Here is a 26998-nt window from a genome sequence, read left to right on the forward strand (position 1 = left end):
CCCCTCCCGCATTATTCGTCGATATCGTTCTTGAGCTTCGCCTTGTTCCGATCGAATCTGACGGGATTCCGCGTCCGAAGGAAGCTCGGCCGATGATGGAACTTGGAATAAGGCGCCCTGATGATCGAATCGGCGAAGTCGGATTGGCGATACGGGTAATAAGGGACCAGATACGGCATCCCGAACGACGTTAAACGCAGCAGGTGGATTACGACGGCCACGCCGCAGATAGCAATCCCGAGCAGCCCCCACACTTGCGCCGCGACAATGAACGGAAACCGAAGCGTACGGATCGTCGAACTCATTCGGAACACCGGCGTCGTGAACGAAGCCAATGCCGCCATCGCGACGATGATCAACAGGAAGTTGCTCGTGAGCGCGGCCTCGACCGCGGCCGTGCCGAGCACGATGCCGCCGACGATGCCGATCGTCTGTCCGATCTTGGATGGCAATCTCGAGCCCGCTTCGTAGAGAAGCGTAATGACGAGTTCCATGATCATGACCTCGACGAACGGCGGGAACGGCACGCCGATCCGGGACGAGACGATCGTCGGCAGGAACGTATTCGTAATCGATTGGCCGTGATAGGTCATAATGGCAACGTATAAGGACGAGGCGAGCACGGAGAACACGACGGCCGCCATCCGGACTAGCCGCAAGACGGAGCCGATGATCCAGGGGAGGAAATAATCTTCGTACGAGGTGAAGAAGAAGCCCAAATTCGCCGGACCGACGAGCGCGGTCGGCGAACCGTCCAGGAATACGCACACTTGCCCGATGCCTAGGCTCCAGGAAACCCGGTCCGGCCTCTGCGTGCCGAACAGTTGCGGAAAGATGGAATTGGACCGGTCTTCGATCAATTGCTGAACGACGGTAATCTCCGGAACGATATCGAATTCGATCGCTTGCAGCCGTTGCATGCACGTATCGACGAGCTGTTCGTTCGTAATGCCATCTATGTAACAGACCGCAAGTTTCGTCTTGGATAGGCTTCCCAGGGTGACTTCCTTTATTCGAAGCTCCGGAACGGGAAGCCGTCTGCGCACCATGTTCAAGTTGACGTCCATCATCTCCACGAACGCTTCCTTCGGCCCTTCGACCGTGAACTCGTTGTCCGTTTTCGTGACGGATCGCCCGTGCGCGACGTCCGCTTGGACGAGCAGGCATTGCTCGTCCGATCCGCCTCGTTGGACGGCGACGTAACCTTGCAGGAGCTTGCTCTCGATCCGTTCCCGATCCGAAGTCAGCTCCTTCACCGCTATCGGAATGAGCGGGAACAGCGACTCCAACGTTCGGCCTTGATCGTTGCCGATCCATTCGAGAATATGGTCCTGCAGGATGACCAGGTCGACCAGCGTGCGGTAATAACCGACGAAGTACGTATCGTTGCCCGCCTTGTGCTCGTAACGGACGAAATCCATCGATTCGCTCAACCTGTCCCATAGCCGCGGCGACTTCGTCATGCGATCCCTCTTCTCGGGGCAATATCGGTTCGGTTAGTTTCCCTCGCGGATCGGACCGGATATACGCGCCATGCGAAAAAGCCCGCGAAATCGCGGGCTCCCTACGCACATTCGGTATGACTCGTTCGTTATGATAAATTCGTTACGTGCCGCTTCGCGCATGACCGCGGGTATACGCATAAGCGCAGCCGATCGAGACGAGCACGATGACCGTCAGTCCCCAGTAAATGTTGCCGTAGGCGGTGAACGGAGGAAGCTCGCGCTGCCAGGACATCGCGCTGGCCGACGCCGCGACGGCGAACGCCCCGCTGAAAAACTGCAGCAGCTGGAACAGCCCTAGCCCGGAACCGATCTGGGCCGGCTTCAGCACGCGCGACATCTCGTTCGAGACGCTGCTGCTGATGATCGTGAATCCGACGCTTAAGAGCAGGAAGACGAGCATGATGGCGACGTACGACGTCCCGGACAACAAGGCGAACAGGATGACGGAAGCGAGCACGATCCACGGCACGAACCGGAGAATCGTCCGATTGCCCTGGCGATCGATGAACTTGCCGACTCGACGGGAGACGAAGAAAGCGAGCAGCGTTCCCGGGAACAGAACGAGACCGGACTCGATAGCGCTTAATTCGTATTGGCCGACGAGAATTTGAGGCATCAGGTACAGCGTGCTGAAGCTGGATAGATAGGCGGTCATCCCGACGACGCTAAGCAGCATGTAGCCGCGGTTGCGGAACAAGGCCGGCTGCACGAACGGATCGCGCGCCTTGCGAATGCGAACGACGAACAAGACGAGCGATACGACGCCGGCGGCTAGCGCGATGACCGAATGATTCGTCAGGAACAGCAGCAGCCCCGTCGTTCCGATACCGACGAACAGCGCTCCCGCGAAGTCGAACGTGCCTGCCGTCGGCTTCTCCTTCGGAAGCAGTCCCGCGAGCAACGGTACGAGCACGATCGTTACGGCCGTAATCGCGAACAGGTAATGCCAGCCCCAATATTCGACGATCGCCCCGCCGACGACAGGACCGAGCCCGAGTCCCAGCGATGCGGCCGACATGATCATCGCCATCGCTTTGCCGCGCCGCTGCTGCGGCACGTACCGCGTGACGAGCACGAGCGATAGCGCCGGTATGGCGCCCGCTCCGGACGCTTGCACGAGACGCACGAGCAAGAGCGCCAAGAAGCTGTCGCTGAATAGACCCGCGATCGCCGCCGCGCTGAACGAGACGAGCGCGAAGACGAACAGTCTGCGTATCGGCACGAAGTCGGACAACCGGCTGTACGTAATCGATGCGATCGCGAAGACGATGGAATAACCCGTTACGATCCAGGACGTCGACGAAGCGGATAATCCGAAGTCGACGGCGACGCTCGGGAGAGCCATGTTGAACATCATCGTGTTCATAATGACCAGCACCATCGACAAGCCGAGAAGCGCGGTCACGAGCCCTTCCCGGATATTGGATTGCACGGCTGCGTTCGCGGTTGCTGCCGCGGATATGGATTTGGACATGCGATTCACCGCTTTCTCGGTTTTGTAGAACGATCGTTCAATTATGGCTGTAAAAATGACGAGGCGCGTTCGCCTATCCTACTCGGTCAAGGTCGTAACATCGCCATCGTCGTGTCGATCACGCGCTGCAGCTTCTCCCGGTCGTCGATCGTCTTCACCTTCACGCGCAAGCCAACCATTGCGTTATGAATGAAACAAGACATCGTATCCGCGTCGAGCGTCCGGTTAATCTCTCCCGCCTGCTGGCCTTTCGCGATCAGATCCCGGATCATCCGCTCGTAATCGACCGCCCACTCGTTCACCCAGGATTTGCATTCGGAATCGTGCAAGCCCAGCTCCACGGCGGTATTCACGACGAAGCAACCTAATGGCTTTTCCCCTTCATCCCGTCTGATCGTCCGCTCGAGCAACGCGCGGATGGCTTCGACCGGGGGCATCGCTTCGTAGATCTGACGTCTCTCCCGCAGCATGCGGCCATAGCGCTGCAACGCCTTGACGTACAGCGAATGCTTGTCGCCGAACGTGTCGTAGATGCTTTTCTTATGAATGCCCATATGCGAGACAAGGTCCATGATGGAGGTTTTCTCGTAGCCCTTCTCCCAGAACAGCTTCATCGCCTTGAGCAATACCGCGTCCTCGTCGAATTCCTTCGTTCTCGCCATGCGCTCGTCACCTCCCGATGCAACCCATCATAGCATATGTAGAACGATCGGTAAAGAATTGATTTCGCAGTACGCGTTCTGCATGAGCGGAAACGCGAAAGCCGCCTTCGCGGGCGGCTTCGCGTCTCTTCGCTTGCGATTGGGCGCGACTACTCGGCGAGCATTCGCGCTTTGCCTTCGAGCACGTCCCTCACGCCCGCCGGCCATTCGTCCAGCGTTCCGTACTCGGTCAGCAAGGCGTACGCCCACCTGTCGATCCCGAAAGCCACGCAGCCCGAATGATGCGCGGCGCCCGAAGGGGCGACGACGGAGAACGGCTTGCACAGCGAGTCGCTCATGTTATTGAACGAAGCGATCGAGTAAGAATTCCCCCGGCGGTCTTCGACGATGAGCTCGTATTTCATGTTCGCCATCTTCTGGTGCTGGCTCTTCATCGCGTCTTCGGAGAAGTAGAACGGGTCGTTGGCCGTCGCCATGATGCCCTTCAGCCCCAGCTCGCGGAATAACGCGCCGATCTCCTCCATCCACCAGTTTCTCTCTTCCTCCACGAAACCGGCTTCGCCCACGAACACGACCTCGCGCATGCCGAACTCGTTCAGCCGATGTCCGCCCACTCTCCACGGCGCTTCATGGCGGAAGCATGCGCCCGAGGCGGTTAATAGCGTCGGCCCGGCGAGCGCGGTTCCCGCCAGCTCCTCGTAGCAATGGAAGCAGACGGCCGGCGACAGCGCATAACGGCTCGGACGGGTCAGGGACGTCGGGTCGGCCGCTTCCTTCACTTGCCTCAGCGTACGATACCGATGAGGGAACTCCGATACCGTGAACAGATTCTGAGGGAACGAACGTACGTAGCCGCACTTCTCCAACGTTCCCAAGGCGATCATCGACGGATATTGTCTCTGCGCCGCCTTCCTCCTGACCGCGTACCGCAGGAATAAGCCGTCGAGCAGCCGGACGAGCTCGACCGCGGAATCCTTCTTCACGCCGACGTCTACCGGGGACGTATCTTCCCGATGCCCGTCGTGAACGAGAAGCCGACGTTCTCCGCCTTGGGCCGGCCGGCTATAATCCCGAACCGTTCGGCTTCCGAGCGTACGGATTCCCCGTTCCTCCTCGAGCATCGCGGCGATCGTCTCGGCGATCTCGCCCGAGCGGGACTCCTCGATCGGCTCGGCGTAAATCTCCTCTGCTGCTTCGTCCATGCCGCATCGGCGAATTCCCTCGATGCTATAGACGAGCTTGCCTGCCAACGACTCGGCTTGATTCCTCGATAGCTTGTCCTTATAGGACAGCCGGATGGTCATGGACGCGCCCTCCTTGATAGAATACTTGTCGATGATTGACCGTTGCGACGACGCGGCCGAGCAATTCCTTCTCCGTCGCGGAACACTCCGCGAGAGCGCCACCGATCCGATCGAGCATCTTGCCGTCGCCGGTCACCGCGTACTTCAGCATCAGCCCGATCCAGATGCCGTGCTCCTTCTCCACGTTCGCGTACGAAGTCTCGAGGCTCTCGTCCAAGAGATAGCCATGATCGAGCATATACCGGATACGGCGCCGCATCATCTTCTTGTGCTCGTGGACGATGTGCAGCAGCCGAACGTCGACGACTTCCCGCTCTTGCTTCAGCGCGAGCAAGTATTCTTGAAGCCTCTCGTAGACGGCGATTCCGTACGTATTCTCCATGCACATATAGGAGACCGGCTTCAAGGAATGGAGGTATCGGTTCAGGGAATGGGCCACGGACACCGAATCGAACACGAGATACCGTTCGTATTGGAAATACGTCTTCGGCTTGAACGACACGGTCATGACCCGCGAATCGAACCAATCCCGGTCGGCGTCCGCATGAGCGTAGGCCAGTTCCATCTCGTCGAACCCGCATTCCGTCCGGGTATACTTCCCATGCTTCAGATTGTCCGAGATGTTGAACGAACCCGTTGCCGTATCGTAACCGTAGATGAACATATCGTGATTGTGCGGATGTTTGCCGTAAGCTTCGGATTGGGCGATATACTTCTGATCGGCGACGAAATACACGTATTCCCCCCGATCGATGGCATCGACGGCGAATCGCGCGAAGCTGCCGTCCCATACCCGGGAAATCGTGTTCCGATGGATGAACTGAATGTTCAGCCAAGGACAGTCGAACAGGAGCGGATCGAAGAAGCTGTCCAGCTTGTTCGTGTAGTCGATCTTCCGCAGCGAATCGAACCACACGAGCTGGATGAAGTTCGTGTAGATCCAGGGCATCGTCTCCTCGCGGATGCCGATAACGCTGAACAGATTGGCTATGTTCGGATAAGTGACGTAATCGTGGTCGTTAACCGGAAGCCGCTTCATCATCATGGGAAGATTCCTCCTTCGCATCGTAACGTACGATTCGGGTCAGGCCGGACAAGCTCTCTTCTTGGCGATGCTCGAGGCGAATTGGTCGATCGTGGAGAAGAAGTCGATGACGAGCTCTTCGTCCTCGAACGAGATTTGGAACCGCTGCTCGATATGGACGATCAACTGGACGATTCTGAGCGAATCCATCCCCATGTCCCGAATCAGGGCATGAACGTCCGCTCCTTGCTCCAATTCGGGATTTTCCGTGATTTCGGCGATTTTTCCCTTCAAATACAGGACGACTTTGTCTCTTTCCGGATCTTTCGACATGAAGTTCGCTCCTTCACCCGATTTTAGATAGGCTATAATACAGTTACTTGCGGAATCCGACACCTTGCGATCGTTAATCACGTTAACGAAGGGGGACAGTTCATGTACGAACGGCATTTTTCCGCTATGCTTCCCGTGCAATTCGAGAGATTCGAAGCCATTCAAGAGGAAAAATGGACAAGCTCGTCGTTCCAATTGTTGTGGACGCAGCAGCAAGCGTTCGCTTGCAGCGTCAGCGATCGCGACAGAACCATCGCGCGGGCGCAGCTGTTGCTCGTCATGCCGAAGCAACCGGTGCGGCTAACCTCGCACAATCCGCACTTCCTTCGATGCCTGCGTTTCCAGTCTTCTATGCTGCAAGACCTTCCGGACTTCGCGGGATGCTTCGTCTTCTCCGCCACGGCGCTCTCCAAGCGTCTGTTGACGCTCATTCAAGGCTACCGCCGCCAGTCGGAGCCGGGCAACGGCGTCCGCGTATCCGGCCTCCTCTTCTCCCTGCTATGCGAATGCTTCCTGAACGTCGAAGCGGACGGTCCGGACAAGCCCCGGCCCGCGCCGGCCAAATCCGTTCAACGCAAGAAGACCGGCTTGCCGATCGTCTACGCGGTCCGATACATGCGCAAGCATCTGGCGAATCCGGACCTGTCGCTGCAGGAAATCGCGGGAGCGGTCGGTTACAATCCGAATTACTTCTGCCAGGAATTCAGCCAGATCTTCGGCGTGTCGCCGATTCGGCATCTGAACGAGCTGCGCATGAACATGGCGTTGACGTACTTGGAGAATACGGACGACCAAGTGAAGCGGATCTGCGAGCAAGTCGGCATCCGCAACCCGGGCAATTTCACGAGCATGGTGAAAGCCAAGGTCGGCATGACGCCGCTGGAGTACAGAAGGAGCAAGAGAACCGGAACGTTGAACCTATGAACGGGGCTATCGTATGGCCAGATTGCCGCGAGCCTCTCCGCGGATGCCGCGGATCCAGGCGATCTCCTTCGCGAGATAGCGGAAGGAATCGTTCCCGAACCATTCCAGGGAGATAGACGGATCGCCACCGTCTTCGTTCAGTAACGTCAGGATTTCTGCGTAATCGACCGCCCCCTCCGATAGCGGAACCATGCCAGCGCGGGTTCCGCCCGGGGAGTACACGTTATCCGGCTCGAATACGGACAGCGCCTTGCGGTCTCGGATGTTCTTGCAATGGTAATGGACGGTCCAGGGCCGAAGAAGGCGGTAGGCTTCGACGATGCTGTCGCCGGCCTCCCATAGATGAAGGAAGTCGAGATTGATCGACAGATTCGGGTGACGGACGTCGCGAATTAACCGTAACGCGGCGTCCAGGCCGTCCGCGAGCGTCCCCGGATGCGTCTCGACGACGGTTCGGATTCCTTGCCGCGACGCGTCCTGCGCAAGCTGACGCAATCGTCCTGCGCAGGTCGTCCAATCGCTCTCCGAAGCGGCCATGCTCGATCGGTTGCCGGCGAAGATGCGAACCTTGTCCGTCTCGAACAACCTGGCCAACGCCAACAAGCGGCGCCACTCCTTATCGGACTCTTCGAACCCGTCGTCATCGTCCGGCAGCAAGCGGACGTATCCGCTGATCATGGCCACCTCGATCCCTCGGCGGCGCATGTTCCTGACGTCTCTTGCTCCCTGCAGCGGCATGCCTCGGGCGATCGCCGCCGCATGGACGCTCCATAGCTCGATGCCGGAGAAGCCGGTTCGCGCGGCGAAGTCCAACAATTCGTTGAACGACGCAAGCTCGTGCCGGAAAGAGATCGTGCATAGATTAATTCTCATTCGGGATCAGCTCCCTCGCGGCGAGATAAGCGAGCAGCCGCATCTCCGCCTGCTCCGCGGCGATCGTTAGCCGCGCGAGCGGTTCGGCATGCCCGCCGGCGGAGACTCGTCTGCCGATCTTGACGAATAGCAGGTTGATGCTCATCCATGCGCGCACGACGTCTCCCAGCTTCGAGCGGCCTTCCTCGAGTTCGTCGACCGTCAGCAGTCCGGTATCCTCGTAGCTCTGCCAGACGAGCGTGCGCATGCGGATCAACGCCGACAAGGCGATAGCGTTTCGATCCGCCCAAGCCAGTCTCGTTGCGGCATCCCAGGTCTCGAAGTCCGCGGCATAGGACCGGAAGCTCTCGAATGCAGCGGCGCCGCTCTTCTCGTACGACGCAAGGTTGGCCGCCGCTTCCTTAAGGAAGGACTCTCTCGCCGACGGTCGGCGATACGAAGAGTCGAAAGATAACCGGCAGTATACGAACTGTCCGGCGCGGACGCTTGCTTCTGTCAACTCTTGCTCCGTGGTCTCTCCGGCGTAATCCGCGACGGGATCGACGACGAGGTAGCTGTCCGGACGTTCGCCGCGGCGGTGCAGAAGGACGCAATGATAGAATCCGGCGGATTCGAATCCGAGCATCGACGGGGGGAAGAACGAGAGCTTGGAAGCCGTGCACAGCACGATCGCCATGTCTCCATCGTCGATGAGCTCGCGAAGATTCTCCGGCGATCCGGAGGTGAACGTCGCACTAACGCCGTATTCGTAGGCGAGATCGATCCATTTGATGTTCTTAGCGGACATGAGCATGCCGTCGTAATACGCGATATGCCAATAGCCGAGCAGGAAGCCGCGGGGATCCATGCCCCGGATGGCCAAGGCGGATACGGCGCAAGATGCCGCGCACTCGAGCGCGGCGAGCCGGACGGTGCCGGCGGATGACGCGATTGGAACGCTCATGCGATTACCTCCTCGATCCGCAGGGATGACAATCAAGGTACGCTGCTGACGAACGGCTGATACTTGCCGCTGACCGGATGCGGCGCGATGGCCGCCACCCGTTCGATCGCGATCGTCAGTTCGTCCGTCAGCAGGCATTGCTTCAATAACTGCTCCAGCTTGCGCGCCTCCTCCCGCCATTCCCCGTCGGCCGACGTATCGGCGACGACGCGCAATATGAAAGATACGTACGATTCCTGAATCAATTGGAACTGCTTCATTCCCCGATCCGCCGCGAGCGACTGGTAGAACCGGTCCAAGAATCTCAGCACGGAAGCGTTGACCTGCTTGCCGCGCAGCTTGATATGGGATTGACGCATCGGCAGCAACTCGAGCACGGCGCCGCGTTGTCCCTTCCCGCGCGTCACGCGCCCCAGATCGCCCGTCCGATAACGTAGGAACGGCAAGCTTCTGAGGACGAAGGACGTCACCGCCAGCTCTCCGATCTCTCCTTCCGGAACGGGTTGTCCGGTTCCCGGATCCAGAGCCTCGACGAACACGTGGCGCTCGTCGATCTCCAGCTCGCCCGCCGGATTGGTGAACGCGATCATCCAGATCTCTTCCATGCCGTAATAGTCCAGCAACGGGACCCCGAAGATGCGTTCGATCTCTTCCTTCTGGGCGGGGTGTACGTACTCCCCCCAATTCTGGACGCACGCCAGGGAAGGCGGAATATCCAGCTTGTTCCGCTCGTAATAGGCAGCCAGCTCGTATAGCCCCGAACAGCGGCCTTGGACGAGATGCGGCGATTGGCTCGCGATCTGGTTCGCGTACAGCGCGACCATTCGCGGATCGGCGAACAGCGAGTTGCCGATCAGCAAGGTTCGGTGATTCAGCGGCAATCCCCATTGCAGCCTTCTCCGTTGAATCGCCATCGACAATGCGAGCTGCTCCTCCTTCGTCTTCAGGCACCGGAACGGCGTGCCCGTGCTGCCGGACGTATGCGACTCGATTATCGCCGCTCCTGCCGGAGGCCGTTCCAGCTGCGCCCGGTTGTCGTTGATCGTAGCCTTGTCCATCAAGGGAAGCCGCTCGAACCGAACGTCGGGGCCTTGCAAATGGCCGTAGTACGGGTACCGCTCCGCCGCTTCCTGCGCCAACAGATCCAACCGTCGTTGCAACGTCTCGGCGGTCAAGAAGCGACTCTGCCTCGCACGAAACGAACGACCGAGTTCACCGTTAGGAACACGCTCGGCTGCAGATCCTCCGCTTCCGTCTCGAAGCCGAACCGCTGCTCCAGCAACGTCATCAATTCGAGAACGTGCAGCGAATCCAATTGCAGGTCGTTCAGCAACGAGTCCTCCATTCCGATCTCTTCCGGATCGCGTTTGACCAGTTGGCCCATGATCTCAACGACCGTCCGTTCCAGCCGCGATTGCTCCGTCTCGCGAATCATAATCTCTCTCCTTTGCCATCTGTTGGATCGCCTTGCGATCGGCTTTGCCCGAAGGCGTCCGGGGAAGCTCACCGACGACCGCGATGTCCTTCGGTCGCCCTTCGGCCGACATTCGGTTCAAGCAATAAGCGTGCAACTCCGCGGCCAGCGCCTGCGCTTCATCGAGCGATAGCCGTTCCGGTATGACGTACGCGACCGGCCGTTGGCCGGCTATCGGATCCGGAACTCCCGTTACCGCCGCCTCGCGGACGGCCGGATGCGAGAGCAGCGTTCGCTCCAGCGTCTCGGGATGGAAGAGATGCCCGGCTACGTTGAAGGCGCTGTCCGATCTTCCGGACAGGAACAGATAGCCGTCTTCGTCCATGTATCCCCTGTCCATCGTCCTTAACCCGTGAACGGTCAACGCATAAGAAGTTCGTTGGTCGTCATCATAATAGCCAAGCATGACGTTAGGCCCGTTCACGTAAAGCTCTCCTTCCTCGCCCGGCGCGACCGTCATTCCGTCTCGGCGAATCGAGATCGCGACGCCGGGGATGGCCGCTCCCGCGGACGACGGTCTGGCAGCCAATTGCCTGGCCGGAAGGCAAGTAACGCGCGGAGAAGCTTCCGTCAGTCCGTAACAAGGCATGATCTCGACCTCCGGCAACCTCTCGCTCAGCCTCAGCAGCGTCTCCGACGGCATGGCCGCGCCGACGACGATCAGCTTCGCCAGACTGGCCAGATCCCGCGCGTCCCATCGGCTCGACTTGGCGAGGGGCAGCAAGACGGCCGGCACCGTGCATAGGAAAGTCGGCCGAGAACGCTTGATCTCGCGCACGAGCTGCAGCGGATGCAGCAGTCCGGGCGCCAGCGCGATGTGCATGCCGGCTTGCAAAGCCAGCAGCCATTCGCCGGTAATCGTCGAGCTGTAGCCGAACGACTTGGTCATCAGTACGGTATCCGCTTCCGTCAATCGCAGGCTGGCTTGGATGGACGCAAGGTTGGACAGCAGATTGCGTTCGGACAGCAGGATCCCTTTCGGTTTGCCCGTCGATCCCGAAGACATGAACACGACGGCCGTCTCCGCAGGCGGCTCGTAAGAACGCGCCCGCCTGCCGCGGCTCGTATCGCGCGCCGCCTCGTAAGGCTCGCCCGTCTGTCCGTCCACGACGATCGTCCCCGCGGCAGACGCGCGGGCGAGTCCGTCCGATCCGGTAACCGGCAGCCATCGGGAACGGACAGTGAGCAGCACCTCGGCTTCCAGCTTCTCCAGGGCGTCCGAGACTTGGTCCGCGCTAGCGCTGCCGTGCAGCGGAACGGGGATGCCGTTCGCCAGCACGACGGCCATGAACGCCGCGTAGCAACTAGGCGACGGCTCCATCCAGATCGCGGCGATGAATCTCGGCCGCTGATCCAGTCGGCCTAACGCCGCGGCAAGCGAGCGCGCTTCCGAGAGTAAGTCGGCGTAGCTGACGAACAAGCCGGCTTCCTCCGCCCCGTAACGGAATCCCCGATCGGAACGGGCGGTACGCTCGAACAAGCCGGCTAACAAGCCCGCCGTCATACCGGCACCTGCCGGCTCTCGACCGGATGCGGCGCGGCATGAACTTCATCCGATCGCTGTTGACGGGCCAACATGTCCAGGTAAGCCGTCGCGCCGCGATCGACCAATTCGCGGTGACGGCCTCTGTCCACGATCCGGCCTTGCTCCATGACATAGATGGCGTCGGCGTTCTCGACCGTCGCCAGCCTGTGGGTGGAGATCAACGTGAGCTTGCCGTCCATCAACCGGGCTAACGCGCGCAGAACGCGCTCTTCCGAAGCGCGGTCCAACGCCGAGGTCGGCTCGTCCAAGATGAGGATGTCCGGCCGCTGCAAGATCGCGCGCGCGATTGCTACCTTCTGGCGCTGTCCGCCGGACAACAACGATCCGCGATGCCCTACCTCCGTATGCATGCCGTCCGGGAGAGCGTCGATCAACGTCCGCAAGTCGGCCCGTTCGGCCGCTTCGTAGATTTCTTCGTCGGAAGCGTCCAGACGGCCGAGGGCGATATTGTCGCGGATCGTTCCCGCGAACAGGAAGCTTTCCTGGAAAACGACGCCGACGCGGCGGGTTAGGAAGTCCCTCGTCCACTCCGCGTTCCGGATGCCTCCGAGCCGGATCGTCCCCGCGGTAAGGGGCATGAATCCGAGAATGACGCGGAACAGCGTGCTTTTGCCCGATCCGCTCCTGCCGACGAATGCGGCGGTCATGCCCGCTTGCGCCCGGAAGCCGATATCCCGCAGGATCTCTTGCTCCCCGTACGTCGAATGCAAGCCTTCCGCCTCGATCGTTGGATGGAAGCTCTCTTCTCCGCGAACCGGTCCTTCCGCGCCCGAGATCGGTTCCTCCGGCGTGTTCAGGAACTCTTCGATTCTGCGCATCGCGACCTCGGCCGCCTGCAGCTCGCCGACGAAGTGGTTCATCGCTTGGACGGGCGCGAGCGCGTTATTGAAGTATTGGACGAGGGCGACGAGCGTCCCGATCGTCATCGTGCCGTCCAGCACCCGGCCGGAGCCCACGCCGTAGAGCAGCAACACGATCGCGCTGACCGCGAGCGCTCCGGAATGGCCCGATAACACGCGATACAGCGTATCCTTGACGCTCGCTCTCACGAGATTCCGATACATGCGCTCGTTGCGCCGGTTCTCCCATTGCTCCAGGCCGTGGACCCGGATTTCCCTAGAGCCCTCGATGCTCTCGAACAGATGGGTGCCGATCTCCTCGTTGTGCGTTCGAACGAAGCCGGTGTTGCGGGCGATCGCTCCGCGGTATAGGCGCGGAATGGCCAGCAGAACCGGCACGAAAGCGAGCGCCGCGATGCCGAGCTGCCAATCGATGTAGAAAATAACCGATAGCGCGAACAGAAGCGAGTACCATTGCGACGCCAACTCCATCACGACGTGATTGAGGAAGTTGCCCATCGTCGCCGTGTCCATGCCCATGAGCGCCGAATATTTGCCCGCGCCTTGCCGTTCGATCTCCGTCATCGGTATCCGACGCAAGCGGGCCAAGATCGTCTCCCTCACGTCGAGCGTATGCCGAATGCCGAGGTAGCGGAACAAGCCCGCTTGGACCGAACCGAGCGCGGCCGAGCCGAGCGCCAAGCCGCCGGACGCGGCGAGCAGCGGCGTCAGCCAGTCGTCCTCTCCGCCGATGAGCACCTTGTCTATCAGCAAGAGGAAGACGTAAGGCTGCAACAGTTGGAAGGTCAGATTCAAGAACACGCACGCGTAGGCGAGCAGCGTCAGGCGCCACCGAATCCGTACGTGCGGCAGCAGACGCCTGAACAGTCTAACGCTCTGCATGGGCAATCCTCCCCGCATAGTGGCCGATGATCGGCCGAACCGCCGGCATCCAATCGCGGAGCGGCACGGCCGATCGGCCGGATACGATATCGATCATCCGTTCATTCGCGAAAGGCAGCCTGAGCATATGTTCCATCCGGTACTCCATCGTGAGCTCGGACATTCTCCGATTCAGAAGGCCGAGTACGTCCGGATGCTTGGCGATCGCTCCGGGGATCGCCTCCGAAGCCGCGATCGCGGCGATAACGGACGGGAAGACCGCGCGGTAATCGAAGGATAGCGCCCGCTGCGCGGCTCTTCGGGATAATGCGGCCCTAAGCGTATCGTCCTTCAGTACCCGCAACACGACGTCGGCGGTTCGCGCCTCGTCGACGATCGGGAGGTCTCCCCCCCAATCGCAATCGATTAGGTAGCCGTCTTCGCCGTGCGCGACGACGTCCCGGAAGCCGTTCCAATTGACGCAGATCGCCGGCATGCCCCACTGCTTGGCCTCGATCAAGTTGTAGCCGAACGTCTCTCCCGGATCCGTCGATAGATTGAGCAGCAGATCCGAACGTTCGAACAACCGTTCCTTCGCCTCGCCTTCGACCGGACCGGCGAAAGCGACGCTCACCTCCAGGCCGAGCCGTCCGACGAGACCATTCAGCAGCTCCCGGTACCGCTCGATCTGGTCTTGATCCGCACCCGTATAGTCGCCCGCGATCGTCAGCTCCGCGTCAGGCAGCCGGCTTCGGATCGCCGCGAACGCCCGCAGCAGGCTATCGATGTTCTTCACGTCTTCCAGCCTGCCGATCGAGAGCAGCCGCCTGCCTTCGCGCGCGGCGATTGCCGGGCCGATCGACGAGCGGTCGCGCGTATCCGCGCACAGAGGAATCAAGCGGGCGATGCCGAACCGGTCGGAGATGCGCCGCAACGCCGTCAGGCTGGCGTTCGAGGAGGCGAGCACCACGTCCCTGGCGTTCAACAACGGGGCGATCGCCAGCCATTGCCGCAGCCACCATTCGGACCCTATCGAATGCGCGATGAACAGGAAGCCGAGATCGATGCCGCCGTACGCCCGGCCCATCAGCAGATAAGGAACGAGCGCCGGTACGTTCATGTAGATCGAGCGCAGCCCCGTTCTCTCCCTCAGTTCCCCGAGCTCCTCGGCCAGTCGCTCCAGCGATCGCGGATAATCGCGCAGGAACCGCTCGATCGATCCCCCGAGCATGCGGAACAACGTCAGCGGCTGCAACGCTTCGACCTCTGCGTGCTCGGTCAGATATCGCACCCACTGGCTGTCGATCGCGCGCTCGTTGAGCCGCTTGGCCGAACCGCCGGAGCAACCGATGCGCGGCTTGCTAGGCGATGGATTCACGGTTCGCCGCCTCCCACTTCTCGAAGATCTCTTGCAAGCGAAGCTTCGTCTCGCGTTCGAGAGCCGCGATCTCGCCTAGCTTGATCCGGGCATCGGCGAGCTTCTCGTGCTTGCCTAACACGCCTAGGCGCACGATGGTGAGAACGAAATTCTCCCATTTCAGCATCAGAGACTCCATCGTTTTCTCGAGTTCCCGGGAATCGCCTCCGCCTTGATCGGAGAAGTATTCGCCGACGAGTCCGAACGCTTTCCAACGCTTCGCGACGATGCCGACCTGTCCGATCGAAGCGTAGAGCGTCTGGGCGGAATAGCCGGGCACGCCTTCCGCGATCTGCCGCAGATAAGCGTCGACGAACGCGACGAGCGGGCTCTCGTCCATCGACAATTGCTCGCGGAACGTACGAGCGATGCGAACCGGCCCCGGCGCGCGCAGCAGACGGCCGTCGACGGTGACGCCCGCGCTCAGACGCTCGCAGGTGTGCGCGTCCTGCAGCACGGCGTTCGCCACGTTCCCTTCCCACTCGAAGAACGGATCCCTGACGTACCAATCGCCGTTGTCCAGAAGCCTAACGATGACGATATGCGGCAGATGCTTCTGCCTGTAGCAGATCGCCGAATAAGGCATGTAATAGAGATCGACCAACGTGACGACCGTTCCGAATCGCGCCGCGCTCTCGCTATGGCGCACCAGCTGCCGATAGTGGTCGTCCTTGCTCATCGTCGGGTCGTTCCATCTCTGAATGCCGTTCCCGTACAAGCTCTCGAACTGACGGAACTCCGTATCCGGATCGATCGTCTCGGAGTAGTACCGGAAGCCGTTCTCGTCCGCCAGGAACGGGGCGTTCCAGATGCCGAGATAAGCCGGGCGAGGATCGAATTCCGTAGCCGTCTTCACCGCCAAGGCAAGGCAATCCATCAAGCAATGGATGGGCGGCTTGCTCATCGGCTCGTCACCGTCCGTTTGCCGTGGATGCGATCGGCAAGCTGGCTAAGCGTACCGACCCGGATCCCGGACAGCTCGTCGTCGCGGAACGCGACCTCGAATGCCGACTCGGCGTACAGGATCAAGTTCAGGAACAGAATGGAATCGATTCCCGCCTCCTCCATCGTGGAGTCGGGCTGCAGCTTATCCTTCAGCTCGGGATCGTCTACCAATTCCGCGACGCGGACGATCAATGCTTCGACGATGCGAGCGCGATCCGAAGCGATCATGATTAACCTCCTCTGGGGTTCGATACCTTTCAGGACGATGCCCGTTTGCTTGCGGCATGCGGCTGCGGATGACGCGATCGAGCGATCGCTTCCTTCAGCTGCTCAGAGACGAACGCGACGGACTCCTCGTCCATGCCGATATGAATAGGCAGCGATACGATTCGCTCCGCGCAATGTTCCGCGACGGGGAAATCGCCTCGCGAATAACCGAGATGCCGGAACGCGGGCAACAGATGAATCGGCAGCGGATATTGGACCGCCGTCAGGATCCCCTTCTTCTGCAGCGACTTCCGAACGTCGTCCCGATGCTCCGCCGGAAGACGGACCACGTAGAGATGATGGACGTGGCTCTCGTCTCCTCGGCTCACGGGCATCACGATCTCGGGAATGCCCCCGAGGTATCGCTCGTACAAGCCGGCGATGCGCCTCCTATGCTCGGACCATTCGTCCAATCGTGCCAGCTTCAGGCTTAGCGCGATCGCCTGAATCGCGTCGAGACGGCTGTTGAAGCCGGGAATCTCGTGCGTGTACCTCGTCTCGCCGCCATGATTGCGCAGCTTGCGGATTTCCGTCAACAGCTCCGGATTCGAGGAGACGATCGCGCCTCCGTCGCCGAGCGCGCCCAGATTTTTGTCCGGGTAGAAGCTGAAGCAACCGGCTGTTCCGATCGAACCCGCGTGCTTGCCGTTCAATCTGGCCCCGGCCGCTTGCGCGCTGTCTTCGACGATCGCGATTCCCCGGTCCTTCGCCCAGGTCACCCAAGGCTCGACGTCGACCATTTGCCCGTACAGATGGACGGGAATGATCGCCTTCGTGCGCGGAGTCACCTTGTGCTCGACTTGTTCGAAGTCGAGCAAGTAGCTGTCGGGATCGCAGTCGACGAGCACCGGAGTCGCTCCCGTATGATGGATCGCTTCGACCGTGGCCACGAACGTGTTGGCCGCCGTAATGACTTCGTCGCCGGCGCCGATGCCGAGCGCCTTCAGGACGAGGAAGATGGCATCCGTGCCGTTGCCGACCCCCGCGGCTCCCGCCGCGCCGGCGTACCTGGCGAACGCCGATTCGAATTCCGTGATCGCGGGTCCGCCTACGAACACGCCTTTGCCGGCCAATTCGCAGACCGCTGCGATCCATTGATCGCGTATGAGTTCAAATTCCGATTGAGGCGCCGAGAATAAAATGCCCATGCCGTACCTCCCTCTTCTCGTCGGCGGCCGTACGGATCGCGTCCAATACGCGCATGCCGTCGATCGCCTCGTCCAACGTCACTTCCGATTCGCCCTCGCCCGCCAGCTTCCTCGCGAACGAAGCGTAGATTCGCTTCACGCCGTCCATATCCCGACGGTAGGCGTTCCCGTCCGAGGACGAAGGCTCCGCCGGGACCGCCGGTTGTTGCCCGGCGATATGGAGCGTCGCCTCTCGGGCGCTCGCCACCGTCAACGTGCCGAGCTCTCCGCCTACGATCCATAACGGCGCAGAGGCGTGCGAGCCGAAGTGAATGTCCATCGCCAGAACGATGCCGTTATCCAGCTTGATCCGGGCATTGACGCAATCCTCCGCGTCCCCCCGCATCCAGCGCAGCCGATGCGCCGAGGCTTCGAGCGATACCCAGTTCCCCAGCTTCAGTTGCAACAGCTGGTCGACGAGATGCACCCCCCAGTCCATGAGCGCTCCGCCGCCGTAAGCGGTTTCATTGCGCCAGCCGGGATGGAACGATTGAACCCCGAACGACGCGCCCGATCCGAATTGATGGCATCGACGTTCGACGTACTGTATGCTTCCGAGCCGGCCGCTCCCGATGATCTCCCGCACGAGACGAAGATCGTCGTCGAACCGTTTGTTATGGAAGACGGTCACGTGTTTCCCTTGCTTCTGTGCCAATCGCTTCAGCTCGACCGCTTCTTCCGCGTGCAGCGTTATCGGCTTCTCGACGAGGACGTGCTTGCCGCTAAGGAGCGCTTGCTCCGCTATGCGATAATGGCTGCCCGGCGGCGTCGCGATCAAGATGGCGTCCGCGTCGCTCGCCAGCAGGTCTTCAAGCTGCGCGTAGACGGCCAGACCCCGCTTCTCCGCCAGCGCGCGCCGCTGCGGCGTCACGTCGAACGCGCCGACCGCGCGATACGCTTCCATCTTGCCGATTAGCGGAAGGTGGGTCAGCTCCGCGATTCTCCCGAAGCCCGCGATGCCGAGCCGAATCGGGCTCATCGTTCGCCCGCTCCGACGCCTTGCAAGCGAACGATGAAGCCGGTCAACGAACCGACCGTCGCGAATACGGCGGGATCGACTTCCTCTTCGGGAATCGATACTTCGAACGCTTCCTCGATATAGACGGCCAGTTGCAGCACCATGATCGAATCGAGGTTCAGATCTTCGTTGAGCCTGTCCTCCGGGTTCAGTCGCTCGGGTACGGCGACGTCCAGATCCTCCGAGATGATTCTCCGCAATGTCTCTTCCATCGCTTGCGTATCCATCCTGTTCATTCCTCTCGTTGCCGGATGTACCTCCGGCTGATTTTGCCCGAAGGCGGGCGCGGGATTTCATCGACGAACCTTACCGCGTAAGGGACTTTGTACGCCGGAAGCCGCTGCGCGCAGAACTCCCGGACCCCCTCCTTGCTCACGCCGCCTTCCGCGACGGCGATCGCGCTGACGGCTTCGCCCCACACGGGATGCGTTGAACCGTAGACGACGACTTCCCGGACGCCCGGCATGCTTCCGATCACGGTCTCGATCTCGGACGGCATGACCTTCTGTCCGGACACGTTGATGAGATCGTCCAGTCTTCCCAGCACGTGCAATCGCCCGTCCGGCGAGACGTAACCCGAGTCGCCCGTTCGAATCGCGCGAGCGCCGGCCGTGACGACGATCTCTCGGTCCGCGCCTTCCTCCGCTTCCGCGGAGAGATGGGATAAGGGTTGTCCGACGTCTTCCGGCGCGGCGGGATCTCTGCCGAGCGAGATGCAGCCGCATTCCGAGCAGCCGTACTGCTGCCATACTTCGCCGGCGGATTGCTTCATTCTCGCGAGCAATGCCCCCGTTAACGGGGCCCCGGAGCTTACGGCTTTGCGATATCTCGCTTCGCCCTTGCTTAAGGCGTCCAGCAGCTGATAGAGAAAAGGAACGGCATAGACGATCGCATCCGGTTCCTCTCTCAATCGGCGCAGCGCAGACTTCGGATTGTTCATCCGGACGACGTGCGGCGACGCGCCTCTCGCCAACCCTGCGAGTACCCCCGCGATCAAGCCGTAAGAATGGGTCACCGGCACAAGGACGAGCGGAGACTCTCCTCCCGATGGCGCCAGTCTGAGATTGTAGCTCTCGATCTCGCCGTCGATGTCCGTCCAAGGCCTGACGACGAGCTTCGGAGCGCCGGTCGTTCCCGAGCTGTATTGACATAGCGCGGGGGCGAACGGCATCCGTGGGTCCGACCCTCCGACCAATCGGACGGCTTGCGAAGGCGATCCGAACAACAAGGCATTGCAGCCTGCCGCGGACGCGATTTCGATCGCCCGCGCATAGGGCGTATCGCCGCCAAGCAGCAAAATCGAAGCGCCGGCGTTCCGGAAGTAGATCGCGGCGGCCAGCACGTCCATCGGATGCCGGAAGACGATCGCGAATCTCTTGCCTTCCGGAGAACGGCAGACGTCCGCCATTCTCAACTCTCTGATTCGCTCGTCCAGTTCTACCCGGCCATAGACCGTACCATCGACCCGTAACGCGAATCCGTTCATCATCCACCTCCTTTTTCTCCCATTTTAGGGCGTCCCTTAAGTCCGAACAATTCATGATTCTTCAGAATTTAGTCGTAAATTCAGCAATCGATCTCCCATGACGAAGAGGCCGTCTCTCCGTCATCCATCGGATGACCAAGAGACAGCCTCTTCTATTCCTCTCTATGTTCCTGAGCCGGTTTAGTAGCATTGCCTTCCGCTATTACGACGGTAGTAATGAACCTGAATTAAGGCAGCGCGGTCGGACGCACGACGATCTCGTTCACGCTGACGTCGCCCGGCTGATCGATGGCGTACGCGATCGCCTTAGCGATATGCGAGGGCGAAATCGCCACGCCGCTCATCCGATCGGCCATCGCCTTGATCTCGGGCGTCGTGATCGTATTCGTCAGCTCGGTATCCGTGAAACCCGGCGAGACGACCGTCGAGCGGATGCCGGAAGCCGGCGACTCCTCTTGGCGCAGTCCTTCGGAGATCGCCCGGACGGCGAACTTCGTGGCGCTGTAGACGGCTGACGTCGGATAGACGTGGTATCCGGCGACCGACGACAGATTGACGATATGCCCCGAACGCTGCTCCCGCATGATCGGCAACATGGCGGCGATGCCGTACAGGACGCCCTTCACGTTGACGTCGATCATCTTGTCCCATTCCTCTACCTTCAGTTCGTTCAACGACGAGTTGGGCATGATGCCGGCGTTGTTGACGAGCACGTCGATCCGACCGTAACGCTGAATCGCGAATCGGGCCAACTCCAGCATGTCTTCCCGCGATGTCACGTCCGTAACCCGGTACGCGGCTTGACCGCCTTCCCGCGCGATCTCGTCGGCCAACTCCCGCAAACGATCTTCTCTTCGGGCCGCCAACACCACCTTGGCTCCTCCGCGCGCCAGCAGCTTCGCCGTCGCTTCTCCGATGCCGCTGGACGCCCCCGTAACGACGACGACCTTCTTTGTCTGATCCGTCATCTTCGATCTCTCCCTCGCATTCGATTCAACTGATGTTGTATATCCAACAGCTGTTGATTATCATTATAGGGAGAGGCAATGCCAATACAATCGTTAATACAGGCGAATGTGTGCGATATCCGACATTCGCCGTCGAATTGTCTACTAACGGAAGGAGGCCACTGCTTTTGGCAGCAGATACGAGACCGGACAGACGCGTATTGCGTACGAAGCAAGCGATCGAGAGCGCGTTCCTGGAGCTGTTCGCGCGCAAGCCGTTCGAGCAGATCACGATCAACGAGATCGCCGAGTCGGCCAACGTGAACCGCGGCACGGTGTATTTGCATTACGCGGACAAATACGACCTGCTCGACCGATGCATCGAGGAACATCTGAACCGCATGTTCGCGCTATGCGGACCACACCGCCAGAACGGGGAACCGATCGATCTGATCGGCTCGCTTCATCCGATATTCGCATATATCCAAGACAACTTCGCCTTCTTCTCGACGATGCTGGCCAACCCGAAGTCCGCCCTGTTCCGGGAACGAATGCTGCGCATCGCTTCGGACAATATCGCGGAGAAGCTGGGAAAGCTGCCGGAGCTCGAGGACGAGCAACGCCGGATCGCCGTGCCGTTCACCGCCTCCGCGTTATACGGCGTCGTGGAGTGGTGGATCTTGAGCGGAATGCCCATACCTCCGCGGATAATGGCCGACCAAGCATGGGAGCTGTTCGGGAAGCTTCAACTCGACGGCTCCGGGTAGCCGTCTTCCTCTCGCTTCTCGTCGACGTGCCGCAGCTTGTCCGGATTGCGGACGAAGAACAGCCTGCGCAGCGCGCCGTTCTCGACCTGAAGCATCCCCGCCGTATGAACGACGCCCTCTTCCGATCGCGCGACGATACTCGGCTGTCCGTTCAAGAGGACCAGCTCGAACCGAACCTCTCCGTTCACGGTCGCGGCTAGGCGCAGCGGACCGGTCAGCATGCGGGCGACCGCCTCCGGCGTCCCGATCGGCTCGAGGGCCGCGGCGGCTTTCCCTCCCCCGTCGGAGATCGAGACGACGTCTTGACCGAGCATCGACACGATCCGCTCCGTATTCCCCGCCTTCAACGCGTCAAGGAATCGCCGCACCCAAGCTTCGGTCGCAGGCTCCGTCGCGGCGACGGCGTCCTCGTCGCCATGCCCCAGCTTCGCGCTTGCCCGGCTGTACAGCTTGCGGCAATTCGTCTCGCTCTTGTCCGTCAACCCGGCGATCTCGCCGTAATCGAAGCCGAGCGCTTCGCGCATCACGAACACGACCCTCTCGGAAGGCGTAAGCCTCTCCAACAGAACGAGCATGCCATAGGATAGCAAATCTCCCTGCAAGACCGCATCCATCGTATCGTTATCCGCGCTATGGAACGGCTCGGGAAGCCATTCGCCGTAATATTGCTCCCGCTGTCTGCGCGCCGTCTTATACAGATCGCGGCAGCGGTTCGCGACCATTTTGCACAGATAGGCTTTCGGTTCGGTCAGCTTCTCCGGGGGCACGTCGTATGCTTTCAGGAAGACGTCTTGGACGATGTCTTCGGCGTCCGATACGGATCCCGTCATCTGATAGGCCAGCTTGAACAGCAGCCCCTTATATTTCGCGTACATTTCCTGCATGGCCTTATCCATCCTTATTCGGTCTATTCCCCCATCAGAGCAGAATTGAGGTCGATCATATAACGAGCGACGGAGCGCTTCTGTGACAGCCCGACCCGTTACGCCGGGGTGACGGCCCCCGCTCCGTTAAGCCGAAGTATTCCTTGCGTCCAGGCACAGTATCCAGTCGTTGTCTCTGCCGCTAGTCGGAGCGACGAAGCTGACCGTCCCCTCGTTCCGGAACGATCCGGCCGGGACCGTGCTTCCGTCGCGCGGATTGAACCAGCTAGCATGGACGCGATCGCCGCCGAGCTTGCCCAGGACGGCGTCCGCGAACAATCCGTTCGGGCAATAGATATAGGCGTAATCGCGACCTCTCGCGGCCGCTCGTCGGACGATTCCTTCCGGATTGCCCGCAAGCAGCGACGAGTCGGGTACGATCGATAGCCAATCGCGCGATTGCATGAGCGCTTTGACGTATCGCATCTGCTCCGCTCCCGGCCGGCTAAGCGCATCCTTCCAGCCCATGATCGGCAACGTGCCCGGTCCGTCGGCCTTCGCGTTCGCGAAGCTCCCGTCGCTCATCGACCATACCGAGTGATGACCGTACGTATGGCCGAACGCGCCGGCGAATAACGCGTAATACGCGGCTTTGCGAACGTCGACCGCGTCGAAATAGCCGTTCTCCGGCTTGAAGCCGATCGGCAGATCCTCGTAACAAGGTTCGGCGTCGATGACGGGTTTGACGGGCAGTCGTTCATAATCCGTCGTTACCAGCCGATCGTTGGTCAAGTTGGTATCCAAGTGACCGGATTGAACCATATTGAAGTCGAGCCATGGCTCCTCGTGCAGCTGGCGCGCGGAGCTGTCCGGCCCCGTCGGATGGAACGTGATCAGATGAGCGCCTCCGTCACCTTCCCGCAATCCCCTCGCCATCCCGCAGACGACCTCGAAGTGCCGGCGATTGTAGAGCGGTCGGTCGCCGCCGAGCACCCAGACGAGTCCCGGCACGGACTTGTACCGTTCGCCGATCCACTTGCCGTACGCATGCGCGTTCTCGGGCGTGAAGATTTCCGCGCCTTCGTCGAACGGCCATTTATGGAATCGGTTGCCCCATGTCGGCAACAGGGCGACATAGAGACCGAGCTCGTTCGCTAGACGGATGACGTAGTCGACATGATCCCAGTACGAATACGCCCCTCCTGCATCCGGTCTTCGCGGATCGGGAACGCCGCTCTCGTCCATGGACAAGGGCTGGCGTCCGTACGCGTTTCCCTTCCGGTCCGCATCGTCCAACTCGGCCAGAGCGACCGCCTGCACGACCGTGAAGCCTTGCTCCGCCCGGGTACGCAAGTAATGGCCGGCTTCCTCCCGGTTCAACTTCGCGAATAGCTCCCAAGCCGTATCGCCAAGCCAATAGAACGGCAAGGCGTCTTCCGTTACGAGGAATCGCCCGTTATCGTTAACTCTCAATCGCTGCAGCTCGCTCTTCATGTTCCGGATCCTCCCAAGGACTCTCGTCTCGTCTGCACTTACCATAGCATGGCGTCCTTCGCGTAGCCATTTCCATTTCTCCGCTAACGATGGCGGATTCTACGCGATTGCCGAGCCGGCAAGCTCGAAGCGTCCCATCCTTGCATAGGCGAATCTAGCGTAGCCCATAATAGCTTCGAACGATGCGAGACCGCGGAAGGGAGAACCGGAATGAGCGCCTTCGACCGTAGGTTGGAACGCAATGAAGCTTATCTCAGGGACAAGTTCGACCGTTGCTCGGACGTCGTCTTCCGTTCCGTGACGCTCCGGGACGATACCGCGCTGCTGCTCGTCTATCTGGACGGCATGACGCGGCTGCAAGGCGTGGAAGATCATCTCCTCCATCCGCTGATCATGCAAGATTTAGCGCCGGGGACCGATCGGGTAAGGACGATGACCGACTGGTTCCGCAGAGAACGGTTTCCCTTGGCGAACGTTGCCGTCGCCGACTCGCTGGACGACGTGATGAAGCAAGTGCTGACGGGCGGCATGGGCATTCTTCTGGACGGGGAGAACGCGGCGATCATTGCGCAGGTTCAAGGCTACGAGACGCGAGGCATTCAGGAGCCGAATAAGGAAGCGACGCTGCGAGGCTCCAAGGAAGGGTTCGTCGAGCATCTGCGCACGAACACGTCCATGATTCGCCGGCGAATCGTGCATCCGAGTTTGAAGATGGAGTCGTTCACGATCGGCGAGTACACGCGAACGGAAGTCGTCGTCGCCTATATGGAAGGCGTCGCGGAACCTCGCGTTCTCGAAGAGGTCAGGGCGAAGCTGAACCGGATCGAATTGGACGGCGTCCTCGATACCGCCTATCTCGAGGAGTGGCTCGAGGGCAATGCGCTGTCCATTTTCTCGCAGATTCACAATACCGAGCGGCCGGATATCGCCGCGGCCGGCTTGATCGAGGGCAAAGTCGCTATACTCGCCAACGGCACTCCGTTCGTGCTCATCCTTCCCATTACGTTCTGGTCCGGTCTGCAATCCGCGGACGATTATTTCGAGAGATTCGTGTACGTCGTGCTCCTTCGCCTGATCCGCTATGCGATGACGTTCATTTCGTTCGCTTTGCCGGCCGTATACGTCTCCTTGACGACGTTCCATCCGGAGATGGTTCCGAGTTATCTGATGATCGGCATCGCGACCGCGAGGGAGAGCTCGCCGTTCCCGACGATGATCGAAGTGTTCCTCATGACGTTCATCTTCGACGGGTTGCAGGAAGCCGGCGTTCATCTACCCAATCAGTTGGGTCCGGTCGTGAGCATCATCGGAGCGCTCGTCATCGGGCAAGCCGCCGTCGAAGCCGGCATTATCTCGACGCCGATCATTATCGTCATCTCGCTGACCGGCGTCGCCGCCTATACGATCCCGAAGTATAGCGCCGCCCTGCCCTTCCGGATCATCCGGTACATGATGCTGTTCGCGTCCGGTTTCCTCGGCTTCGTCGGATTCGCGTTCGGCCTTATTTTCCTCCTCATCCATCTCGTCATGCTCGAATCGTTCGGAACGCCGTTCTTGTCTCCGGTCGCCCCGTTGGACCGAAGACGCATTAAGGATTGGATCGTCCGGTACCCGTTCCGCGCCAAGGGCGGCCCCCGCAAGAAAGGACTGCGGTCATGATCCGATACGCCGCGCGGCTGGGCATTATGCTGCTCTTAGCTTGCTTGCTGTCCGGATGCACGGACTTCGTAGAACCGAATCAATTGGCGTTCGTCTTGGGAACCGCGGTCGATCAAGCGGAAGACGGGAGCATCGAGATCAGCCACCAGATCGTCGTGCCGACGCATAAGAACAGTCCAATCATGGGTGAGAGCTCGCAGAACAAGGGAAGCTTCATCGTCTTGAGCGCCGTCGGCAGAGACGTCTTCGAGGCCAGCCAGAAGATTCAGGCGATGATGTCGCGCAAGCTGATCACGAGCCATCGCATGGTTATCGCCGTCGGCGAATCGTTCTTCGGCAAGAACGACGCGCGCAAGCTGTTCGACAAGCTGAACAGAGACCCCGCGAACAATCAACGGGACGTTATCGTCGTCGTCCGGGGAAGCGCGAAGGCGTTCATCCGGTTGAACCACCCGATGGAGCACCTCTCGAGCGTCGGAGTCGGCAAGGAGCTTAACGTGAACGGGTTGACGAAGTTCACGACGCGCCAGTTCTTGATCGACAGCATCTCCGACGGACAGCGGCCGATCGTGCCGATGATCCGGTACGAGAAGACGAGGCTGAGCGAAGAGAACGCGAAGACGCTCGCGTCTTTGTCCGGCTTCGCGATCTTGGACAAACGATTGAAGGTTCGGACGGTGTTGAACGAGACCGACGGCATGGACGCCGTATGGATGGCGGGCAAAGGCACGACGCAAGGCATGACGATTCCTTGGAAGGACGGCAAGGGATTGCTCTCCTTCCGACTCACGCACTTGAAGCGCCGGATACGGTCCGCGGGGAGCGGCGACCCGGGAAGCGTTTCGTTAACGGTACGCGCCCAAGCCTATTTGCTGGAAAATACAGCCGGAATCGATACCTCGAAAGTCGAGAACGTCATCGAGATTCAGACGTACTTGAACGGGAAGATCGCCGAGCGGCTTCAAGCCATCATGGACGAATGCCGACGCTCGGGCACGGACGCGTACGGCATCGGCGCTTACCTTCACCGAACGCGGCCGGGCTGGTGGAAATCGCATAAGGACGATTGGGACGGGCAGTTCGCGCGTCTACGCGTCGAAGTCAAGTCGAACGTAAGCATTCGCTCCACGGGGACGAGCAGTTCGTAAGCGTCGCCGATCGCGAC

The 26998-nt window shown here is 60.4% G+C and carries 26 protein-coding genes; 4 read left to right on the top strand and 22 right to left on the bottom strand.

The annotated features are described in order from the left end of the window. Positions 1-11: 11 nt before the first annotated feature. From ACFQZG_RS00690 to ACFQZG_RS00715, 6 genes are all read right to left on the bottom strand, one after another. Complete coding sequence (locus tag ACFQZG_RS00690; protein WP_378149130.1) at positions 12-1463, bottom strand: spore germination protein; 1452 nt, start codon at positions 1461-1463, stop codon at positions 12-14. Between the two features lie 142 nt (positions 1464-1605). Continuing rightward, a complete protein-coding gene (locus ACFQZG_RS00695) occupies positions 1606-2979 on the bottom strand; it encodes an MFS transporter (RefSeq protein WP_378149131.1) in 1374 nt (457 codons plus the stop codon). Positions 2980-3065: 86 nt separating this feature from the next. Continuing rightward, positions 3066-3641 (bottom strand): TetR/AcrR family transcriptional regulator, encoded by a 576-nt coding sequence (locus ACFQZG_RS00700; protein ID WP_378149132.1) that lies wholly within the window; start codon positions 3639-3641, stop codon positions 3066-3068. Positions 3642-3790: 149 nt separating this feature from the next. Next, positions 3791-4945: an amino acid--ACP ligase gene (locus ACFQZG_RS00705; RefSeq protein ID WP_378149134.1), complete on the bottom strand. Its 1155-nt coding sequence runs from the start codon at positions 4943-4945 to the stop codon at positions 3791-3793. After that, positions 4923-5990: a hypothetical protein gene (locus ACFQZG_RS00710; RefSeq protein ID WP_378149136.1), complete on the bottom strand. Its 1068-nt coding sequence runs from the start codon at positions 5988-5990 to the stop codon at positions 4923-4925. Before ACFQZG_RS00710 ends, ACFQZG_RS00705 begins: the two co-directional genes overlap by 23 nt. 39 nt (positions 5991-6029) lie before the next feature. Beyond that, positions 6030-6302 (bottom strand): acyl carrier protein, encoded by a 273-nt coding sequence (locus tag ACFQZG_RS00715; protein ID WP_378149138.1) that lies wholly within the window; start codon positions 6300-6302, stop codon positions 6030-6032. Positions 6303-6404: 102 nt separating this feature from the next. Between ACFQZG_RS00715 and ACFQZG_RS00720 the strand changes: the two genes are divergently transcribed. Further along, entirely contained in the window at positions 6405-7226 is an 822-nt protein-coding gene (locus ACFQZG_RS00720; RefSeq protein WP_378149139.1) for a helix-turn-helix transcriptional regulator, read from the top strand. A gap of 6 nt (positions 7227-7232) precedes the next feature. Here ACFQZG_RS00720 and ACFQZG_RS00725 read toward each other — a convergent pair whose 3' ends face one another. The 14 genes from ACFQZG_RS00725 to ACFQZG_RS00790 all read right to left on the bottom strand — a co-directional run bounded on the left by ACFQZG_RS00725 (position 7233) and on the right by ACFQZG_RS00790 (position 21071). Beyond that, positions 7233-8099 (bottom strand): sugar phosphate isomerase/epimerase family protein, encoded by an 867-nt coding sequence (locus ACFQZG_RS00725; protein ID WP_378149141.1) that lies wholly within the window; start codon positions 8097-8099, stop codon positions 7233-7235. After that, a complete protein-coding gene (locus ACFQZG_RS00730; RefSeq protein ID WP_378149143.1) occupies positions 8089-9042 on the bottom strand; it encodes a hypothetical protein in 954 nt (317 codons plus the stop codon). The genes ACFQZG_RS00725 and ACFQZG_RS00730 overlap by 11 nt, the downstream gene beginning before the upstream one ends. A 32-nt stretch (positions 9043-9074) precedes the next feature. Next, positions 9075-10217: a hypothetical protein gene (locus ACFQZG_RS00735; protein ID WP_378149144.1), complete on the bottom strand. Its 1143-nt coding sequence runs from the start codon at positions 10215-10217 to the stop codon at positions 9075-9077. Beyond that, a complete protein-coding gene (locus tag ACFQZG_RS00740) occupies positions 10214-10477 on the bottom strand; it encodes an acyl carrier protein (protein WP_378149146.1) in 264 nt (87 codons plus the stop codon). Before ACFQZG_RS00740 ends, ACFQZG_RS00735 begins: the two co-directional genes overlap by 4 nt. Then, positions 10431-12020 carry a class I adenylate-forming enzyme family protein gene (locus ACFQZG_RS00745; protein ID WP_378149148.1) on the bottom strand — a complete coding sequence of 530 codons (1590 nt, stop codon included), beginning with the start codon at positions 12018-12020 and terminating at the stop codon, positions 10431-10433. The genes ACFQZG_RS00740 and ACFQZG_RS00745 overlap by 47 nt, the downstream gene beginning before the upstream one ends. After that, complete coding sequence (locus tag ACFQZG_RS00750) at positions 12017-13804, bottom strand: ABC transporter ATP-binding protein (RefSeq protein WP_378149149.1); 1788 nt, start codon at positions 13802-13804, stop codon at positions 12017-12019. The genes ACFQZG_RS00745 and ACFQZG_RS00750 overlap by 4 nt, the downstream gene beginning before the upstream one ends. Continuing rightward, positions 13791-15161 carry a glycosyltransferase gene (locus tag ACFQZG_RS00755; RefSeq protein ID WP_378149150.1) on the bottom strand — a complete coding sequence of 457 codons (1371 nt, stop codon included), beginning with the start codon at positions 15159-15161 and terminating at the stop codon, positions 13791-13793. Before ACFQZG_RS00755 ends, ACFQZG_RS00750 begins: the two co-directional genes overlap by 14 nt. Continuing rightward, positions 15145-16104 carry a DUF6005 family protein gene (locus ACFQZG_RS00760; RefSeq protein WP_378149151.1) on the bottom strand — a complete coding sequence of 320 codons (960 nt, stop codon included), beginning with the start codon at positions 16102-16104 and terminating at the stop codon, positions 15145-15147. The genes ACFQZG_RS00755 and ACFQZG_RS00760 overlap by 17 nt, the downstream gene beginning before the upstream one ends. Continuing rightward, complete coding sequence (locus tag ACFQZG_RS00765; RefSeq protein WP_378149152.1) at positions 16101-16373, bottom strand: acyl carrier protein; 273 nt, start codon at positions 16371-16373, stop codon at positions 16101-16103. Before ACFQZG_RS00765 ends, ACFQZG_RS00760 begins: the two co-directional genes overlap by 4 nt. Positions 16374-16402: 29 nt before the next feature. After that, a complete protein-coding gene (locus ACFQZG_RS00770) occupies positions 16403-17560 on the bottom strand; it encodes a DegT/DnrJ/EryC1/StrS family aminotransferase (RefSeq protein WP_378149153.1) in 1158 nt (385 codons plus the stop codon). Next, on the bottom strand, positions 17523-18578 hold the full coding sequence (locus ACFQZG_RS00775; RefSeq protein ID WP_378149155.1) for a Gfo/Idh/MocA family protein: 1056 nt from the start codon (positions 18576-18578) through the stop codon (positions 17523-17525). Before ACFQZG_RS00775 ends, ACFQZG_RS00770 begins: the two co-directional genes overlap by 38 nt. Then, on the bottom strand, positions 18575-18844 hold the full coding sequence (locus ACFQZG_RS00780; protein WP_378149156.1) for a phosphopantetheine-binding protein: 270 nt from the start codon (positions 18842-18844) through the stop codon (positions 18575-18577). The genes ACFQZG_RS00775 and ACFQZG_RS00780 overlap by 4 nt, the downstream gene beginning before the upstream one ends. Before the next feature lie 5 nt (positions 18845-18849). Beyond that, the gene (locus ACFQZG_RS00785; RefSeq protein ID WP_378149158.1) at positions 18850-20103 is read right to left on the bottom strand and encodes an AMP-binding protein; all 1254 of its coding nucleotides are present in this window, start codon (positions 20101-20103) and stop codon (positions 18850-18852) included. A gap of 227 nt (positions 20104-20330) precedes the next feature. Further along, complete coding sequence (locus tag ACFQZG_RS00790; RefSeq protein WP_378149160.1) at positions 20331-21071, bottom strand: SDR family oxidoreductase; 741 nt, start codon at positions 21069-21071, stop codon at positions 20331-20333. Between the two features lie 167 nt (positions 21072-21238). Between ACFQZG_RS00790 and ACFQZG_RS00795 the strand changes: the two genes are divergently transcribed. Then, positions 21239-21817 (top strand): TetR/AcrR family transcriptional regulator, encoded by a 579-nt coding sequence (locus ACFQZG_RS00795; protein ID WP_378149162.1) that lies wholly within the window; start codon positions 21239-21241, stop codon positions 21815-21817. On the opposite strand, the gene ACFQZG_RS00800 is transcribed toward ACFQZG_RS00795, so the two are convergent. Together ACFQZG_RS00800 and ACFQZG_RS00805 are read right to left on the bottom strand one after the other, a co-directional pair. Continuing rightward, positions 21796-22701: a sigma-70 family RNA polymerase sigma factor gene (locus ACFQZG_RS00800; RefSeq protein ID WP_378149163.1), complete on the bottom strand. Its 906-nt coding sequence runs from the start codon at positions 22699-22701 to the stop codon at positions 21796-21798. The genes ACFQZG_RS00795 and ACFQZG_RS00800 overlap by 22 nt on opposite strands. A gap of 126 nt (positions 22702-22827) precedes the next feature. Further along, entirely contained in the window at positions 22828-24174 is a 1347-nt protein-coding gene (locus tag ACFQZG_RS00805; protein WP_378149165.1) for a glycoside hydrolase family 140 protein, read from the bottom strand. A gap of 210 nt (positions 24175-24384) precedes the next feature. Here ACFQZG_RS00805 and ACFQZG_RS00810 point away from each other — a divergent pair, with 210 nt between their 5' ends. Both ACFQZG_RS00810 and ACFQZG_RS00815 read left to right on the top strand, forming a co-directional pair. After that, positions 24385-25833: a spore germination protein gene (locus ACFQZG_RS00810; protein WP_378149167.1), complete on the top strand. Its 1449-nt coding sequence runs from the start codon at positions 24385-24387 to the stop codon at positions 25831-25833. Further along, entirely contained in the window at positions 25830-26981 is a 1152-nt protein-coding gene (locus ACFQZG_RS00815) for a Ger(x)C family spore germination protein (protein ID WP_378149168.1), read from the top strand. Before ACFQZG_RS00810 ends, ACFQZG_RS00815 begins: the two co-directional genes overlap by 4 nt. Positions 26982-26998 lie beyond the last annotated feature (17 nt).

The organism is Cohnella sp. GCM10027633, from assembly GCF_042675445.1.
Lineage (GTDB): Bacteria > Bacillota > Bacilli > Paenibacillales > Paenibacillaceae > Cohnella.